This window comes from Marinactinospora endophytica (assembly GCF_054780875.1).
Genome location: NZ_BAAGVM010000003.1, coordinates 40,841 through 57,875 on the forward strand (window position 1 = coordinate 40,841; position 17,035 = coordinate 57,875).

A 17,035-nucleotide genomic window follows, 5' to 3' on the forward strand; every position below is an offset into this window, starting at 1 on the left:
GGCCCCGCTCAGGCGCGCTCCCGACCCCGCCCGAAAGGGACGACGCCCCTGGCGCGGGAGGCGCCAGGGGCGTCGTCAGGCCGGGACGGCGGCGGTCACACGACCGCGCCGTCGCTCTTCTCGCGGGCCTTGCGCATCTCGGAGCGCTGCCGCGTCTTCTTCTCCCGTACCACGTGCGGGGGCGGGGTCTTGTCGAACTTCTGCAACCAGATCGCCAGCGGTGTCCCCACGAAGATCGTGGAGAACATGCCCGAGATCAGGCCCACCAGCATCGCGATCGAGAAGTCCGTCAACGACGAACCACCGAAGATCGCCAGTGTCGCCAGGATGAACAGGCCACCGATACCGGAGTTCACCGTTCGCGGCAGGGTGTGCAGGATCGCGCTGTTGGCGATCCGCGAGAACGGCGACTTGGTGTCGTGGGCCCACTCGTCGCGAACACGGTCGAACACGACCACGGAGTCGTTCACCGAGAAGCCGATGACGCTCAGGATCGCGGCGAGGAAGACGCCGTCGATCGGCTTGCCCAGCCAGCAGAACAGGCCGATGACCAGCACGATGTCGAAGACCAGCGCGGCCATCGTCGACACGCCGAAGGACCACCGGAACCGCCAGGCCAGGTAGCCCATCTGGAGCACCAGCGCGGCGAGCAGCGCGAGCAGCGCCTTGTTGCGCAGCTCGTCGCCCATGCTCGGGCCGATCTTCTCGTCGCTGATCCGCTCGGCCCCACCGGCCTGCTCGCCCAGCGCGTCCTGGATGCTCGCGGCCTCCTGGTCGCTGATCTCGCCCGTGCGCACCGAGATGTCGCCGTCGCCGGACTCCTGGACCACCGCCTCGGGGAACCCCGCGTCGGAGACGATCCCGCGGGCCTCGGAGACGCTGATGGTCTCGTTCGTCGTGAAGTCCATGACCCGGCCGCCGGTGAACTCCACACCGAAGTTCGGCGGGCGCACCACCATGCCGACGACGGCCACGACCGTGATCAGCCCGCTGATGGCCAGCCACAGCGTGCTGCGCTTCATCAGGTCGGGGTTGCGGCGGGTCAGCCACGCGCGGACCCGGCTGATCCGCGAGATGCCGCTGATGCCGGGGTGCTTGCGCACCACCTTGCGGCGCACCGCCCACTCCACGAACACCCGGGCGATGACCAGCGCCGAGATCATCGACGCGAGCGTGCCCAGGCCCAGCGTCACACCGAAGCCCTGCACGGTGCCCGAGGCGAGGAAGAACAGCAGCGCCGCGGCGATCAACGTGGTGACGTTGGTGTCGAGGACCGCGCTCCACGCCTTCTGGGTACCCGTGAGGAACGCCTTCTGCAGGTTCGGCGGGATCGCCCGGCGGCGGCGGCGCGACAGCACGCCGGCCTCGGCCTGCTCGGCCTCGGACTCGGTCGCGTCGGCCATGCCGGCGGACTTGTTCGCCTCGTAGACCCGCTCCTGGCGCTGGTACTCCTCACGGGCCCGCTCGAAGATCAGCACGTTGGCGTCGATCGCCATGCCGATCGCGAGCACGAACCCGGCCAGGCCCGGCAGCGTCAGCGTCGCGCCGAGCACCACGAGCGCCGCGTAGGCGATCAGGGTGTAGCAGGCGAGCGCGACCGAGGCGAGGAAGCCGGCGAAACGGTAGGCGAAGCAGATGTAGACCGCGGTCAGCAGGATGCCGACCCCGCCGGCGATGAAGCTGGCGCGGATGGCCTCCTCGCCCAGCGTCGGTCCGACGGTCTGGCGCTGCACCTCCTGGACCGGCAGCGGCAGCGAACCGCCCTCGATCAGGACCGCCAGGTCGTTGGCGCTCTCCTGGTCGAAGTCACCGGTGATGGAGGTGGTGCCGCCGCTGATGCCGGCGTCACAGGCCACGTCGGTGTTGACCTCGGGGGAGGAGATGATCTCGTTGTCCAGGACGATCGCGACGCGACGCCGGACGTCGCCGGTGTCGTAGCAGGCGGCGTCGGCGGTCAGCTTCCGCCACGCCTCGCGGCCCTCGCCGCGGAACGTCACGTTGACCATCCAGTTGCTCTGGAACTGGTCGAGTCCGGCCTCGGCGTTGCCCACCTGGTCGCCCTTGATGGACGCCTCGCCGAGCTGGAGCTGCTGGCCCTGGTCGTCGGGGAGGGTCAGCGCGACGTCCTCGGGGTCGGCGGCGGGGGCGCCACCGGCCGGGGCGCCGCCGGTCTGGCCCTGGAGGAGCTCCTGAAGGTCCTGCTCCGACAGCTCCGAACCGCCCGACCCCTCCTCGGGGGTCTCCTCGCTGCCCGAGGCCGGGGCGTTGGCCTCGTCGGCCGGCGCCTGCACCCCGGTCCCCTGGGCCGGGGCCACGCCGAGGACCGGGTGGAAGGTCAGCTGCGCCGTCTGGCCGATGATCTCGGCGGCCTCGGTCGGGTCCTGCACGCCGGGCAGTTCGACGATGATCCGGTTCTCACCGGACCGCGACATCGTCGCCTCGCTGACACCGAGCCGGTCGATGCGCTGGCGCAGCACCTCGACGACCTTGTCGGTGTTCTCGGCGTTGGCCTCGGTGCCGTCGTCACCGTCCTGGGTCTCCAGGATGATCTGGGTGCCGCCACTGAGGTCGAGCCCCAGCTTCGGCGGGATGAACCATGCCGCGGTGAACGCACCGAGCACGATGAGAAGGGAGACGATACCGCGTAGCCAGCGGCTTCCGGCTCCCGATGAACTGGACAATGGAAAGGCCTCTCACGACTGGTCGGGACTCCCCGGCAGGGCCGGGGACGGGGATGGGGGAGCGGCGTCGTGAGGGGGCGCGCGGCTGGGCGGCAGAACCGAGGGCACGCCCGCGTCGGGCCGGCCCTGTTCCCCCGGCGGCGGCGGGAGGCGGTGGTCGCCGTCGGACCGGCGCGGCGCCGGAACACCGGGCAGGTAGCCGTCGGGGAGGTCGCGCGGGGCCGACCGGTGCTCACCGCCCCACTTGGCGAGGGCCAGCGCGATGGAGGCGGAGTCGGCGGGGCCGATGACCGCGTGCGGCCCGAAGCCGACGGTGAAGGAGGACGACCGTTCGGGCCGGGGCGAGGGCTCGGGCAGCCCGAGGGCCGCGGCCGGCGGAGCCGGCGCGCACAGCGCGACCACCAAGGCGGCCAGCAGGGTGGCCAGGGCACGCAGCACCGGGGTGACCACCTTCCCTCGGGTCATGGGAGGCCGCGGGACACCCGCCGTGACGTCCCACGGGGGCGGGCGCGGCCACCTGGGCCTCAGGTTTCACACCCTACCGAGGGGACCTCACGAAAAGGTCGCGCCGCAGCGGCCGCGCGCGGTCGGGAAGACGTGCGAATCCGGGCGCGTGCGGCTTTAGGCTTGTGTCATGTCGTCGAAACGCCACATCCTGACCGCAGTGGCCTGGCCTTACGCCAACGGCCCTCGCCACATCGGGCACGTCTCCGGATTCGGGGTCCCCTCCGACGTCTTCGCCCGGTTCCAGCGAATGTCGGGCAACCACGTGCTCATGGTCAGCGGCACCGACGAACACGGAACCCCCATCCAGGTCCTCGCCGACCAGGAAGGGGTGACGGCGCGCCAGCTCGCCGACCGGTACAACCGCATCATCGCCGAGGACCTCGTCGCGCTCGGCCTCTCCTACGACCTGTTCACCCGCACCACGACCGCCAACCACTACGCGGTGGTGCAGGAGCTCTTCACCGGGCTCTACAACAACGGCTACATCTTCACCAAGACCACCAAGGGCGCCATCTCGCCCTCCACCGGGCGCACCCTGCCCGACCGTTACGTCGAGGGCACCTGTCCCATCTGCGGCTACGACGGCGCCCGCGGCGACCAGTGCGACAACTGCGGCAACCAGCTCGACCCGGTCGACCTCATCGACCCCCGCTCCAAGATCAACGGCGAGACCCCGGAGTTCGTCGACACCGAGCACTTCATGCTCGACCTCCCGGCGTTCACCGAGATCCTCGGAACGTGGCTGAAGTCCAAGGCCGGGCAGTGGCGGCCGAACGTCTTGAAGTTCTCGCTCAACCTCCTCGACGACCTCCAGCCGCGCGCCATCAGCCGCGACCTCGACTGGGGCGTTCCCATCCCGATCGAGGGGTGGAGCGAACAGGCCAACAAGCGGCTCTACGTGTGGTTCGACGCGGTCGTCGGCTACCTCTCGGCCGCGATCGAGTGGGCCCAGCGCAGCGACGACCCCGAGGCGTGGCGGCGCTGGTGGCAGGCGGAGGACGCCGAGTCCTACTACTTCATGGGCAAGGACAACATCGTCTTCCACGCCGAGATCTGGCCCGCGATGCTGCTCGGCTACAACGGCAAGGGCGACCGCGGCGGCCGGCCCGGGACGCTCGGTGAGCTGAACCTGCCCACCGAGGTGGTCTCCAGCGAGTTCCTGACCATGGAGGGGCGCAAGTTCTCCTCCTCCCGCCGGGTCGTCATCTACGTGCGCGACTTCCTCCAGCGCTACTCCGCCGACGCGCTGCGCTACTACATCATCGCGGCCGGACCCGAGACCCAGGACACCGACTTCACCTGGGCCGAGTTCGTCCGTCGCAACAACGACGAGCTCGTCGCCGCGTGGGGCAACCTCGTCAACCGCTCCATCTCGATGGCGGCCAAGAACATCGGCGCGATCCCCGAGGCGGGCGAGCTCACCGACGAGGACCGCCGTGTCCTGGACGCCTCCAAGGCGGCCTTCGACGTCGTCGGCGGCCACATCGACCGCTCCCGGTTCAAGGCCGGCCTCCAAGAGGCCATGCGCACCGTGGCCGAGGCCAACAAGTACATCTCCGACCAGGCCCCGTGGGCGTTGAAGAAGACCGACCCGGAGCGGATGAGGACGGTGCTGCACGTCGCGCTCCAGCTCGTCGACGACGCCAAGACGTTGCTGACGCCCTTCCTCCCCGCGTCCTCCAACAAGGTCTACGCCATGCTCGGCGGGACCGGGGTCTGGTCGGCGATGCCGCGCCTGGAAGAGGTCACCGACTCCATCGGCGGCGAGGAGGGCACCTCCACCTACCCGGTCATCACCGGCGACTACGCCGACAGCGAGGCGCGCTGGGAGTCCATCCCGATCCGGCCGGGGACCCCGCTGGAGCCCCCGACCCCGCTGTTCGCCAAGCTCGACCCCAGCGTGGTCGACGAGGAGCTGGCGCGTCTCGAAGAGGCCGCGGGCTGATCCCGTCGCGTCTCCGGTCCCCGCGCGGGGACCGGAGACGCGAGACGGGTGCATCCCGGCGGGCGCCGCCCGATGACGCGGGTGCCCGCCGAAGCCGTCCGCAACGCTCTCGCCCGCCCGTCCATAGACTGGACTTCCGTGAGTACCAGCAAGCGCAGCGGTGAGGCCGTGCGCAACCGCAACGCCCAGACGCCGCCACCCGCGCCCGAGCCGCTGCGGATCCCGGTGGCCGACAGCCACACCCACATGGACATGCAGACGCCGGACGTCCCCGACATCATCGCGGCGGCGGCCGCGGTCGGCGTCACCCCGTTGATCCAGGTGGGGGTGGACCTTCCGTCCTCACAATGGGCGGCCGACGTCGCCGCCCGCCACGAGACGGTGTGGGCTGCCGTCGCGCTGCACCCCAACGAGGCGCCCAGGATCGTCCACGGCGACGGCGCGCCGGGCGTGGAACCCGATGACACCGACTGGGCCGGCAAGCGTCGTCCGGCGGGCGGCATGGCCGCTCTTGAGGACGCGCTCGCCGAGATCGACCGGCTCGCCGCGCTGCCCCAGGTGCGCGCGGTGGGCGAGACCGGTCTCGACTACTTCCGCACCGGACCCGAGGGGGTGCGGGCCCAGCAGGAGTCCTTCCGCCGGCACATCGACATCGCCCGGCGCCACGACCTGGCGGTGATGATCCACGACCGGGACGCCCACGACGACGTGCTGCGGGTCCTGGAGGAGGAGGGCGCGCCGCGCACGGTGATCTTCCACTGCTTCTCCGGGGACGCGCGGATGGCCAAGGTGTGCGCCGACCGTGGTTATTTCATGAGCTTCGCCGGAAACGTCACCTTCGCCAGCGCCGAGCCGCTGCGCGAGGCCGCGCGGGTCGCCCCGTCCGAACTGATCCTGGTCGAGACCGACGCCCCGTTCCTGACCCCCAAGCCCTACCGGGGGCGTCCCAACGCCCCCTACCTGATCCCGCACACGCTGCGCTCGCTGGCCCAGACCAAGGACATGGCCGAGGACGAGCTCGCCTCCGCCGTGGCGGCCAACGCGGTGCGGGCGTTCGGCCTGGCCTGACGGCGGGGACGGGCCCGGCCCCGCCCGGGCCGTCCCCGGTCAGGGGGAGGAGACCCCCCATTCCTTCAGCGTGTCCTCCAACGAAGGCGCGGCGAAGTCGGGGTCGCGGGTGGTCCGGCCGGGGGTCCGGCTGAAACGCGGGGCGGGGCCGGGGAAGACGCGATCGCCCTTGCGGACGACCGAGCCGCGCGCCCGCACGTGCGGGTGGTCGGGGGCCTCGGCCATCGACAGGATCGGCTGGACGCAGGCGTCGGTGTCGCCGAAGACCTCCGCCCACTCGGCGCGAGTGCGGGTGCGCAGCACCGCGGCGAAGCGGGCACGCAGCTCGGGCCAGCGGTCCCGGTCCCACTGGTCGGGCAGGTCCGCGTCGGCCAGCCCCAACCCGTCGAGGAACGCGGCGTAGAACCGGGGTTCGATGCAGCCGACGCTGACGTGCCGGCCGTCGGCGCACTCGTAGACGTCGTACCAGGGGGCGCCGGTGTCGAGGTAGTTGGTGCCGCGTTCGTCGCTCCAGGCGCCACGGTCGCGGTCCTCATAGACCATGGACATCAACAGCGCGCTGCCGTCGACCATCGCCGCGTCGACCACCTGCCCCCGCCCGGAACGCTGGCGCTCCACGAGCGCGCTGAGAATGCCGGTGACGACGAACATCGTGCCGCCGCCGAAGTCACCGACGAGGTTGGCCGGTGGCAGCGGTGCCTGTCCGGCGCGTCCGAAACTGTGCAGTGCGCCGTTGAGCGCGATGTAGTTCATGTCGTGTCCGGCGCGGTGGGCGAGCGGTCCGTCCTGGCCCCAGCCGGTCATCCGCGCGTAGACCAGCCCCGGATTGGCCTGGAGGCACTCGTCCGGCCCCAGGCCCAACCGTTCCATGACACCGGGCCGGAAGCCCTCCAGAAGGACGTCGGCCGCCGCGACGAGTTCGCGCGCGGTGCGCAGCCCCGCCTCGCTTTTGAGGTCGGCGCCGATCACGGGACGGCCCGCGCTCATGTGCGGCACCTGTCCCCGGCCGGCCGCCTCGGCCGCGGCGGGCCGGTCGATCCGGATGACGCTGGCGCCCAGGTCGGCGAGGAGCATGGCGGCCATCGGGCCGGGGCCGATCCCGGTGAACTCCACGACCCGTATTCCATTGAGGGGACCCATGCGCGACCTCCACGGTGGTGCGGCGTTTCCGGTTGGGCTCCTCATTGTGCCGACTCGTCCGTCTCCAGATGGCGTTCGGGTCGTGACAGCCGCCAATGGCTTCTGATTCGGCCATCCCCAAAGCAGAAATGTGGCCCCTGTGGTAACTTCCGGATGCCGGCGATCGTCGGTACAGCGGGCATTCCGCGCGCCGCGCGCCCCTCGCCGGAGACCGCCGGGCCCGAGCCGGCGGACCGCTCCGCCCCCGCTTCCTCCTCCCTGTGATCGCGAAGGTCTGAGAATCGTGCGCATCCGGTCTGCACCTTCCCGCCGTTCCCGCCGCCGAGCCAAGGCCCCCGCCGCCGCCTCGGCCGCTCCCTCCGCTTCCGCTCCCCGCCGCGGTAGACGTCCCCGAGGGCTGGTCATCGGCGTCGCCGCCGCGGTCGCCCTCCTGGCCGCCGGCGGGGGTACCGCCTTCGCCATGGACAAGCGCATCACGGTCGACGTCGACGGCCAGACCCGTACGGTCCACACCTTCGGCGGAACCGTCGCCGAGGTGCTCGACTCGGCCGGGGTCACCCTGGACGAGCAGGACGCGGTGGCCCCCTCCCCCGACACCGAGCTCGGCCAGGGCGGGATGATCCTCGTCCGCAGCGCCCGTGACCTCACCCTCGACATCGAGGGCGAGGAGCAGACCCACCGGGTCACCGCCCTCACCGTCGGCGAGGCCCTCGGCCAGATCGGGCTGGCCGACGAGGCCCTCACCCTGTCGGTCGAGCGCAGCGAGGAGATCCCCCTGGAGGGCCTGCGCGTCGAAGCGCGCCAAGGCCGCCACCTCGTCATCCTGCGCGACCAGGTCCGGATCGAGGTCGACACCGTCGCCGCGACCGTCGGAGAGGTGCTGGAGGAGAACGGCATCACGCTCGGCGAACACGACGAGGTCGAGCCCGCGGCCGACACCAAGGTCACCGACGGCATGGTCATCGACGTCACGCAACTGCTCGGCGAGCCCAAGACCAAGGAGGTCCCGATCGAGGCCGAGGTCGAGGAGCGCGAGAACCCCGACCTCGACAAGGGCGAGAAGAAGGTCGTCACCGAGCCCGAGGACGGCGTGAAGAAGGTCACCTACGCCATGGTCATGGAGGAGGGCGAGGAGACCGAGGTCGTCTTGAAGGAGGAGGTCGTCAAGGAACCGGTGGCCGGCGTCACCGAGATCGGCACCAAGGAAGAGGAGCCCGAGGTCGACCCCAACGTGGGCGGCTCCGCCGACAGCCTCAACTGGGCCGGGCTGGCCCAGTGCGAGTCCGGAGGCGACCCCACCGCGGTCAACCCCGCCGGCTACTACGGTCTGTACCAGTTCTCCATCCCCACCTGGCAGTCGGCCGGCGGCAGCGGCCTGCCGAGCGAGGCCAGCCCCGAGGAGCAGACGATGCGCGCCAAGACCCTCTACAACATGGTCGGCGGCAACTGGCAGAGCCAGTGGCCCGTGTGCGGCGTCCACCTGCACCAGTGACCGCTTCCCCGGCCCCGGACCGTCCTCCTCGCGTGAGGACGGTCCGGGGCCGGGGCGCGTCGCGGTCCTGCGAAAATGGGAGGGTGACCTCTCCCGACACCTCCGGCACCGCCCGGCTCCTCAGCCCCGCCGACGTTCGGCGGCTGGCCGACCGGTTGGGCGTGCGCCCCACCAAGACCCTGGGCCAGAACTTCGTCATCGACGCCGGCACCGTGCGCCGGATCGTGCGCGCCTCCGGTGTCGAGGCCGACGACGTCGTCGTCGAGGTCGGCCCGGGGCTGGGATCGTTGACGCTCGCGCTGCTCCCCCACGTCAGCCGGGTCACCGCGGTCGAGATCGACCCCAAGCTCGCCGCCGCGCTGCCCGGGACGGTCGCCGAACACGCCCCCGGCCTCGCCGACCGCCTGGAGGTGGTCACCGCCGACGCGATGAGGATCACCGAGCTCCCGGGACCGGCGCCCACGGCGCTCGTGGCCAACCTGCCCTACAACGTGGCCGTGCCCGTGGTGCTGCACCTCCTGGAACTGCTGCCCTCGCTGCGGCGGGGCCTGGTCATGGTCCAGGCCGAGGTCGCCGACCGCCTCGCGGCGGAGCCGGGAAGCCGCACCTATGGCACCCCCTCGGTCAAGGCCGCCTGGTACGCCGAGGTGCGCCGGGCCGGGGCGATCGGGCGCAACGTGTTCTGGCCGGCGCCCAACGTCGACTCCGGCCTGGTCGAGCTGCGCCGCCGGGCCGCTCCCGCGACGACGGCCTCCCGGGAAGAGGTGTTCGCCGTCATCGACGCCGCCTTCGCGCAACGCCGCAAGACGCTGCGGGCGGCCCTGGCCTCGTGGGCGGGCTCGGCGCCCGCGGCCGAGGCGGCGCTACGCGCGGCCGGGGTGGAGCCCGCCACCCGGGGCGAGGCGCTGGGAGTCGAGGCGTTCGCCCGCATCGCCGAGAACCGCCCGGCCTGATCGGGCCGCGGCCGTCAGGCGGGCTCTCCCGCGGGCGTCGTCGCCAGCCTGATCCGGGCGCCCTCGCTCGTCTCGCGGCCGTGCAGGATGAGGACCGAGGGCTGCGTGTCGGCCGCCATGGCGAACACGATCTCCCCCTCGGCCGTCTCGCCGGGGCCGATCCGCCCCCACAGGGACTGGTCGGCCTCCTCCGGGGTCGGATCGGTCGCCAGGTACTCCATGGACTCGCTGTCGAACAGCCGGTTCCACTCGGGCTGGATCTCGACCGTCTGGGTGGTGAGGTTACGCACCTGGACCGGGAAGACGCAGTAGGTGCGCTCGGGGAACTGTGGCCGGCCGCCGATCCCGGTGCCGCAGCGGTAGTCCAGCACCGTGAAGTTCAGCGTCCCGTCGCTGCCCGAGAACCGGGGGGCGGGGTCGGCGCCGTCGCCGTCCTCGGCGGGGCCGTCGGCCGAGGGGGCCTCCTGCCCGGAGGAGGAGGCGTTGTCCTGCCAGGGCCAGGACAGGCCGTTGGCGCCGAGCGCGGTCAGCAGCGCGAACAGGGCGATGAGCAGGACCACCGCCGTGACCGCGACCACGATGAGCCAGCGGTTGCGCCGGCCGGCGGGTTGCGCGGGTGCGCGCGGGGGCGGCGGAACCGGCGGGACGTAGGGCTGGGCCTGGGGGCGGGCGCCGGAGGGACCTCGGGCGGGGGCCGGATGCTGGGTCCCCGAGGACGCTCCCGCACCGCCGTGCTGGGGGCCGGCCGTGGGGAACTGCCCCGTGTGGTGGGCGGGCCGCTGTGGAGCGGGGCCGGGCGCGCCGAGGTGCCCCATCTGCCGGCCCTGGTGGGCGCCCTGCGGGGCCGCGCCGGGCGGGCCGGGGTGGCCGGGATAGGACGGGGCGTGCTGCGGGGCCTGGCCGGGCAGGGGAGCGGGCTGCTGAGGGTGGCGCGGGCCGCCGCCCTGGTGCGGTCCCGGCGCGCCCTGGTGCTGTTGCGGGGGCATGGGCGGGATCGGGGGCAGGTTCGGCCGCCACGACTGGTGCAGCGCGTGGCTGACCATGTCGTTGGCGTCGCCGCTGTCCTCGGTGTTCCCGCCGCCTCCGGCCAGGGCCAGCAGGAGGTCCTGGGCCTTGGGACGCCGTTCGGGCTCCTTGGCCAGGGCCTGGGCGACGAGCCGGTCCAAAGGGCTGTCGAGACCGTTGATCTGCGGTTCGGCGAAGAGCACCCGCTTGCCGAGCGTCATCGCGTCACCGTTGCCGAAGGGGTGCGTCGCGGTCCCGGCGAACGCCACAAGGCATCCCCAGGCGAAGATGTCGGCCGCGGTGGTGACCTTCTCCTCAAGGAGCTGCTCGGGGGCCATCCAACCGGGGCTGCCCATGACGATCCCGGTCTGGGTGTGGTTGGTGGCGGTGTTGAGCGCCCTGGCGATGCCGAAGTCGATCACCCGGGGACCCGACAACGACAGCAGGACGTTGGCGGGCTTGAGGTCGCGGTGGACCAGGCCGGCGCCGTGGATCGCGGCGAGCGCGGCGGCCACGCCCAGGGCGAAACCGTGCAGGGTGCTGGAGTCGAGCGGCCCATGCGTGGCGATGTGCTCGGCCAACGCGGTCCCGGCGATGTACTCGGTGACCATGTAGGGCCGGTTCTCGAACGTGCCGTGGTCGAGCACCTTGGCGGTACAGAAGGAGGCCACCCTGCGGGCGTTCTCCATCTCGTCGCGGAAGCGGGCCCGGGTGGCCTCGTCGAAGGCCAGCTCCGGCCGGATCACCTTGATCGCAACCTGGGCACCCTTCTCGGGGGCGCGGCCGAGGTAGACCGTCCCCATTCCTCCGCTGCCCAGGCGTCCGGCCAGCACGTATGGACCGATGGTCGCCGGATCTCCGGCGGCCAACGGTTCCAGGTTCTTCGGGAGCCCATCCGACGGCAAGCGACCCTCCCCGACGGTGTCCAAACTCCGTCTGGCCCAAAGGTAGCGGGGATCGTGTCCTGATACCCACCCGCACCGGTCGCCGCGCTCTTTTCGGCCAGCCGTGTTGCAAGGGCGACGGGGGCCGGGGAGGAAAGGGCGGAGCCGTCCGCTGTCGCGGACACGGGAAGTGAACCGCGTGAACAGCCCATGTGGACGGGTGGGTTCACGGGGGTGGGGTTTCCTTTACGATCTAGGACTCGTGACCGCTATGACCGCCGTAACCGTCCGGGTACCCGCGAAGGTGAACCTTCAGCTAGCGGTGGGGCCAGCGCGTGAAGATGGATACCACGATCTGGTCAATGTCTTTCACGCTGTTTCGCTCTTCGACGAGGTTACCGTCACGCCGGGGGAACCCGGTTCGGGCCGGGGGCCGGTGTCGCTGAGCATCGACGGCGAGATCGGCTCCCGCGCCGCGGACGTCCCGCTGGACGCCAGCAACCTGGCCGCCAAGGCCGCTCGACTTCTGGCACGTGAGACGGGTGCCGGCGGTCCTGTCCGAATCCACCTGCGCAAGGCCATTCCGGTGGCCGGCGGCATGGCCGGGGGCAGCGCGGACGCCGCGGCCACCCTTGTGGCGTGCGACACATTGTGGGGGACGGGGGTCCCGAGGGAGGAGCTGTTGCGGCTCGCCGCCGAGCTCGGCAGCGATGTGCCCTTCCCCCTGGTCGGTGGGACGGCCGTGGGCACCGGGCGGGGCGAGCGCCTGGCCCCGGTGCCCTGCCGTGGCCGCTTCCACTGGGTGTTCGCCCTGGCCGAGGCGGGCCTGTCCACCGCTTCGGTGTTCGCCGAGTACGACCGGTTGCGCCCGGACGCGCCGCGGCCCAGGCTCGATGACGACCTCGTGGCGGCACTGGCCGCCGGCGACGCCCGGGCGCTGGGCGCCGCCCTCTCCAACGACCTGGAGCGGGCCGCGTTCTCGCTGCGCCCGCGGTTGCGCGACGTCTTGACGACGGGCAGGCGGGCCGGCGCGCTCGGCGCGATCGTGTCGGGGTCGGGGCCGACGTGCGCCTTCCTCGCGGCCGACGAGACCGCGGCGGCCGAGGTGGCCGCCGCGCTCGACGGGTCGGGGCGGTGTGCGCGCACGGTCCGGGCGCACGGGGACGTGCCCGGTACCACCGTGGTCGGCTGAGCGCCGGCAAGCCCGTGGAGACGGCCGGGCGGCGGGTCACATGCCGCCCTCCCGCGCCGGTTTGAGCAGGGGAGCCCCGGGGCCGTTGGCGGCGAGAACGTCGTCGCGGTTGTGCAGGCCGCACGAGCGCAGCGACAGACACCCGCACCCGATGCACGAGGTGAGCCGGTCGCGCAGCCGTTGCAGCGCGTCGATGCGGGTGTCCAGCTCGGTCCGCCACTGCTCGGACAGGCGCGCCCAGTCGGCGGCGGTCGGGGTGCGCTGGTCGGGCAGGGTCGCCAGCGCGTCGTGGATCTGGCTCAGGGACAGGCCGACGCGCTGGGCGGCCGAGATGAACGCGAGCCGGCGCAGCGTGCTGCGGTGGTAGCGGCGCTGGTTGCCGCTGGTGCGCTCGCTGGTGATGAGGCCGCGCTCCTCGTAGAAGCGCAGGGTGGTGTGCGGTACGCCGCTGCGTTCGGCCAGCTGGCCGATGGTCAGTCGTACGGGAAGGTGTGCCACGTCACTCTCCGTTCCAGGGTCCGGACGCTTGACCTCTAGTTAACTCGAGGTTCGAGACTGGCGGCATGGCGACGACGACTCTTTCCAGGTACGCCGATCTGCCCGCGCTCATCGGACTGATGTCAGGCGACGAGAAACACCAGGCGGCCGCGACGTCCACCCTGGATGTGCTCTGGGTCCTCTACGACCGCGTCCTCAACGTGGCCCCCGACCGGATCGACGACCCCGACCGTGACCGGTTCCTCCTCTCCAAGGGGCACGGGCCGATCTGCTACTACGCGGTGCTCGCGGCGAAGGGGTTCCTCAACGCGCGCACGCTGCGCCATTGGAACCGCGTCGACTCCCCGCTCGGACAGCATCCCGACCGGACCCTCATCCCAGGGGTGGAGATCGGCAGCGGTTCGCTCGGACACGGCCTGGGGCTCGCCCTGGGCACGGTGCTGGGGCTGCGCGCCCAGGGCCGCACCACCCCGCGCGTCGTCGTCCTCCTCGGCGACGCCGAACTGGACGAGGGCAGCAACCACGAGGCGATCGCGGTCGCCGGAAGGCTCGGGATGACCGAACTCACCGCCGTCGTCATCGACAACCGCTCGGCGTCACTCGGCTGGCCGGGCGGCATCGCCGACCGGTTCGCCCGTGAGGGGTGGGCCACCCGCACCGTCAACGGACGCGACCACGCGGCCCTCTACGAGGCGTTCACCGCCCCCCACACCGGACACCCGCTGGCCGTCGTGGCCCGGGTCGCACCCAAGGAGTGACAACAGATGACCCTGACCGTCCCACCGACCGTCACCTCCCAGGAGATGCGGGAGGTGTTCATCACCACCGTGACCGAGGCGCTGGACGCCGACCCCCGGGTGGCCCTGGTCCTCGCCGACATCTCCGCCGATCGGTTCACCGCGGTGGCCGCCCGGCACCCGGACCGGGTCATCAACGTCGGCATACGCGAGCAGTTGATGATCGGTGTCGCCGGCGGCCTGGCGTTGACCGGTCTGCGCCCGGTCGTGCACACCTACACCCCCTTCCTGCTGGAGCGTCCGTTCGAGCAGGTCAAACTCGACCTGGGACACCAGGACGTCGGCGCGGTGCTGGTCAGCATCGGCGGCTCCTACGACGCGCCCGAGGCCGGGCGCACCCACATGGCGCCGGGCGACGTCGCCCTGCTGGACACCCTGCCGGGCTGGACCGTGCACGTCCCCGGCCACCAGGACGAGGTGCCGGACCTGCTGCGCTCCGCGCTGGCCTCGGACGAGCGCGTCTACCTGCGCCTGTCCTCCCGGGGCAACGCGGCGGCCCGTCCGGTGGGACAGGGCATGGTGGTCGTCCGGGCGGGGTCGGCGCGGTCACTGGGAGTGGTCGTGGCGGTGGGGCCGATGCTGGACCGGGTGCTCGCCGCGACGGAGGGGGTCGACGTGACGGTGGCCTACCTGGCCACGGTGCGACCGTTCGACCGCGCGGGGCTGAACAGGATCGTCGCGGCGGCCGGCCGGGCCGACGTGATGGTGGTCGAGCCCTACCTGGCGGGAACCTCCGCCCCCGAGGTCGCGGTCGCGTTGGAGGACCGGCGGCACCGGCAAAGGTCGCTGGGGGTCTCCCGCGAGACGGAGGTGCGGGCCTATGGGACGACGGCCGACCATGATCGCCTCCACGGCCTCGACGTGCCGGGCATCGCCGCCGCCGTACGTTCCTTCTTCGCCGCCTGACCCCGCGGCCGGCGAGCCCTCGCACGATGATCGGCGGGGGGCGCCGGCGTTTCGGGGAGTGCGCGCAGGAAGAGGAATGGTCCGCGCGGTCGGGTGGAGCCAGCACAATGGAACCACGATGAATCTGGTCAACCTTCAGGACGTCTCCCTCGCCTACGGGCCGCTGGTGCTCCTCGATTCGGTCTCGCTCGGGGTCGACGAGGGGGACCGGATCGGCGTCGTCGGCCGTAACGGGGGTGGCAAGTCCACGCTGATGTCCGTGGTCGCCGGACGTGTCGAGCCCGACTCCGGCAGGGTGGTGCACAACCGCGGCCTGCGCGTCGGGTTCCTGCACCAGCGCGACTCCTTTCCCGACACCACCGTCGGCGCGTTCGTGCTCGGGGAGCGCTCCGAGCACGAGTGGGCGGGCGACGCCCGCATCCGCGACGTGCTGCGCGGCCTCCTGGGCGGCTGGGACCTCGACCTCCCGATGGCGAATCTGTCGGGCGGGGAGCGGCGCCGGGCGACACTCGCGCGGCTTCTCGTCGAGACCCACGACCTGATCCTGCTGGACGAGCCGACCAACCACCTCGACATCGAGGGCATCGCCTGGCTCGCCGAGCACATGCGGGCACGCCGTGAGGCCCTGGTGGTCGTCACCCACGACCGCTGGTTCCTCGACGCGGTCACCAACCGCACGTGGGAGGTCGTGGACGGCCGGGTCGAACGCTACGAGGGCGGCTATGCCGCCTACGTGCTCGCCAAGGCCGAGCGCCGTCGCCTGGAGCAGGCGGCCGAGGAACGCCGGCAGAACCTCATGCGCAAGGAACTCGCCTGGCTGCGCCGCGGCCCGCCCGCCCGCACCTCCAAGCCCAAGTTCCGGATCGAGGCCGCCAACGAGCTCATCGCCGACGTGCCGCCCGTCCGCGACACGGTGGAGCTGGTCAGGTTCGCGACCTCGCGGCTCGGCAAGACCGTCATCGACCTCGACGACGTGACGCTGCGCGTGGGCGACCGCACCCTGCTGGAACGTCTCACCTGGCAGCTCGGGCCCGGCGAGCGGGTCGGGCTGGTCGGTGTGAACGGCGCCGGCAAGACCACGCTGCTGCGCGTGCTCGCCGGTGACCGCGAGCCCGACGAGGGCGGGGTGCGCAGGGGCAAGACGGTGCGGCTCGCGCACCTGTCGCAGAACCTCACCGAGCTGGACCCCGGCCGGCGCCCGCTGGAGACCGTGATGGACGTGCGCGAGCACGTCACGATCGGCAAGCGCGAGTACTCGGCCAGCCAGATGCTGGAACGCTTCGGATTCCGGGGCGAACGCCAGTGGACCCCGATCGGCGACCTGTCGGGCGGGGAGCGGCGGCGTCTCCAGCTGCTCCGGTTGCTCATGGACGAGCCGAACGTGCTGCTCCTGGACGAGCCGACCAACGACCTCGACATCGAGACGCTCAACGAGCTTGAGGACCTGCTCGACGGGTGGCCCGGGTCGCTCGTCCTGGTCAGCCACGACCGCTACTTCCTGGAGCGGGTGTGCGACAAGGTGCTCGCGCTGCTGGGCGACCGCCGCATGGTGTTCCTGCCGGGCGGTGTCGACGAGTACCTGGCCCGGCGCGTCGACCCGGAGTCCGGGCGGGTCCCCGTCTCGGGCGGCTCGGGGGACCGGTCCGGTCCTTTGGCCGCCGAGCGCGCGGAGCCGGGGCTGTCGGCCGGCGAGCGCAGGGCGGTGCAGAAGGAGATGCAGCGCATCGAGCGCCGCATCGACCGCATCGGCGCCCGGGAGGCCGAGCTGCACGACCTGATGGCCGGGGCCGCCAACGACTACACCCGGCTGGCCGAGCTCGACGCCGAGCTCAAGACGCTCACCGCCGAGCGTGAGGAGCTGGAGGATCTCTGGCTCATCGAGGCGGAGAAACTGGGCGAGTAGCCCGCGGGGCGGCCCGGTGCCGGGCCGCCCCGCCCCGTCCTCCCCGCGCCGCGCGCTACGCCGG

The 17,035-nt window shown here is 72.1% G+C and carries 13 protein-coding genes; 8 read left to right on the plus strand and 5 right to left on the minus strand.

Annotated elements, in window-relative coordinates:
• Positions 1–95: 95 nt before the first annotated feature.
• Together secD and ACYVHU_RS06835 are read right to left on the minus strand one after the other, a co-directional pair.
• The gene (secD, locus tag ACYVHU_RS06830; protein ID WP_078763452.1) at positions 96–2,681 is read right to left on the minus strand and encodes a protein translocase subunit SecD; all 2,586 of its coding nucleotides are present in this window, start codon (positions 2,679–2,681) and stop codon (positions 96–98) included.
• A 12-nt stretch (positions 2,682–2,693) separates the two neighbouring features.
• Positions 2,694–3,146, minus strand: coding sequence for a hypothetical protein (locus ACYVHU_RS06835; protein WP_144390229.1), 453 nt, complete (start codon positions 3,144–3,146; stop codon positions 2,694–2,696).
• A gap of 169 nt (positions 3,147–3,315) precedes the next feature.
• Here ACYVHU_RS06835 and metG point away from each other — a divergent pair, with 169 nt between their 5' ends.
• Both metG and ACYVHU_RS06845 read left to right on the plus strand, forming a co-directional pair.
• Positions 3,316–5,133: a methionine--tRNA ligase gene (gene metG, locus ACYVHU_RS06840; RefSeq protein ID WP_498947869.1), complete on the plus strand. Its 1,818-nt coding sequence runs from the start codon at positions 3,316–3,318 to the stop codon at positions 5,131–5,133.
• 138 nt (positions 5,134–5,271) lie between these two features.
• Positions 5,272–6,201: a TatD family hydrolase gene (locus ACYVHU_RS06845; RefSeq protein ID WP_235001129.1), complete on the plus strand. Its 930-nt coding sequence runs from the start codon at positions 5,272–5,274 to the stop codon at positions 6,199–6,201.
• Positions 6,202–6,240: 39 nt separating this feature from the next.
• Here ACYVHU_RS06845 and ACYVHU_RS06850 read toward each other — a convergent pair whose 3' ends face one another.
• Complete coding sequence (locus ACYVHU_RS06850; RefSeq protein ID WP_078763448.1) at positions 6,241–7,341, minus strand: CaiB/BaiF CoA transferase family protein; 1,101 nt, start codon at positions 7,339–7,341, stop codon at positions 6,241–6,243.
• A gap of 460 nt (positions 7,342–7,801) precedes the next feature.
• Here ACYVHU_RS06850 and ACYVHU_RS06855 point away from each other — a divergent pair, with 460 nt between their 5' ends.
• The gene (locus tag ACYVHU_RS06855; RefSeq protein ID WP_498947871.1) at positions 7,802–8,833 is read left to right on the plus strand and encodes a resuscitation-promoting factor; all 1,032 of its coding nucleotides are present in this window, start codon (positions 7,802–7,804) and stop codon (positions 8,831–8,833) included.
• 83 nt (positions 8,834–8,916) lie between these two features.
• Positions 8,917–9,786, plus strand: coding sequence for a ribosomal RNA small subunit methyltransferase A (rsmA, locus tag ACYVHU_RS06860; RefSeq protein WP_498947873.1), 870 nt, complete (start codon positions 8,917–8,919; stop codon positions 9,784–9,786).
• Between the two features lie 14 nt (positions 9,787–9,800).
• Here rsmA and ACYVHU_RS06865 read toward each other — a convergent pair whose 3' ends face one another.
• Positions 9,801–11,696, minus strand: a complete 1,896-nt coding sequence (locus tag ACYVHU_RS06865; protein ID WP_078763505.1) for a protein kinase domain-containing protein — start codon at positions 11,694–11,696, stop codon at positions 9,801–9,803.
• A gap of 250 nt (positions 11,697–11,946) precedes the next feature.
• Here ACYVHU_RS06865 and ACYVHU_RS06870 point away from each other — a divergent pair, with 250 nt between their 5' ends.
• Positions 11,947–12,867, plus strand: a complete 921-nt coding sequence (locus ACYVHU_RS06870) for a 4-(cytidine 5'-diphospho)-2-C-methyl-D-erythritol kinase (protein WP_200813731.1) — start codon at positions 11,947–11,949, stop codon at positions 12,865–12,867.
• A 36-nt stretch (positions 12,868–12,903) separates the two neighbouring features.
• Here the strand turns inward: ACYVHU_RS06870 and soxR are convergent, their stop codons facing one another.
• Entirely contained in the window at positions 12,904–13,365 is a 462-nt protein-coding gene (soxR, locus tag ACYVHU_RS06875; RefSeq protein ID WP_078763445.1) for a redox-sensitive transcriptional activator SoxR, read from the minus strand.
• Between the two features lie 65 nt (positions 13,366–13,430).
• Here soxR and ACYVHU_RS06880 point away from each other — a divergent pair, with 65 nt between their 5' ends.
• The 3 genes from ACYVHU_RS06880 to ACYVHU_RS06890 all read left to right on the plus strand — a co-directional run bounded on the left by ACYVHU_RS06880 (position 13,431) and on the right by ACYVHU_RS06890 (position 16,971).
• Positions 13,431–14,123, plus strand: a complete 693-nt coding sequence (locus tag ACYVHU_RS06880) for a thiamine pyrophosphate-binding protein (RefSeq protein WP_078763444.1) — start codon at positions 13,431–13,433, stop codon at positions 14,121–14,123.
• Between the two features lie 45 nt (positions 14,124–14,168).
• Complete coding sequence (locus ACYVHU_RS06885; protein WP_078763504.1) at positions 14,169–15,068, plus strand: transketolase family protein; 900 nt, start codon at positions 14,169–14,171, stop codon at positions 15,066–15,068.
• Between the two features lie 118 nt (positions 15,069–15,186).
• The gene (locus tag ACYVHU_RS06890) at positions 15,187–16,971 is read left to right on the plus strand and encodes an ABC-F family ATP-binding cassette domain-containing protein (RefSeq protein WP_498947876.1); all 1,785 of its coding nucleotides are present in this window, start codon (positions 15,187–15,189) and stop codon (positions 16,969–16,971) included.
• Positions 16,972–17,035 lie beyond the last annotated feature (64 nt).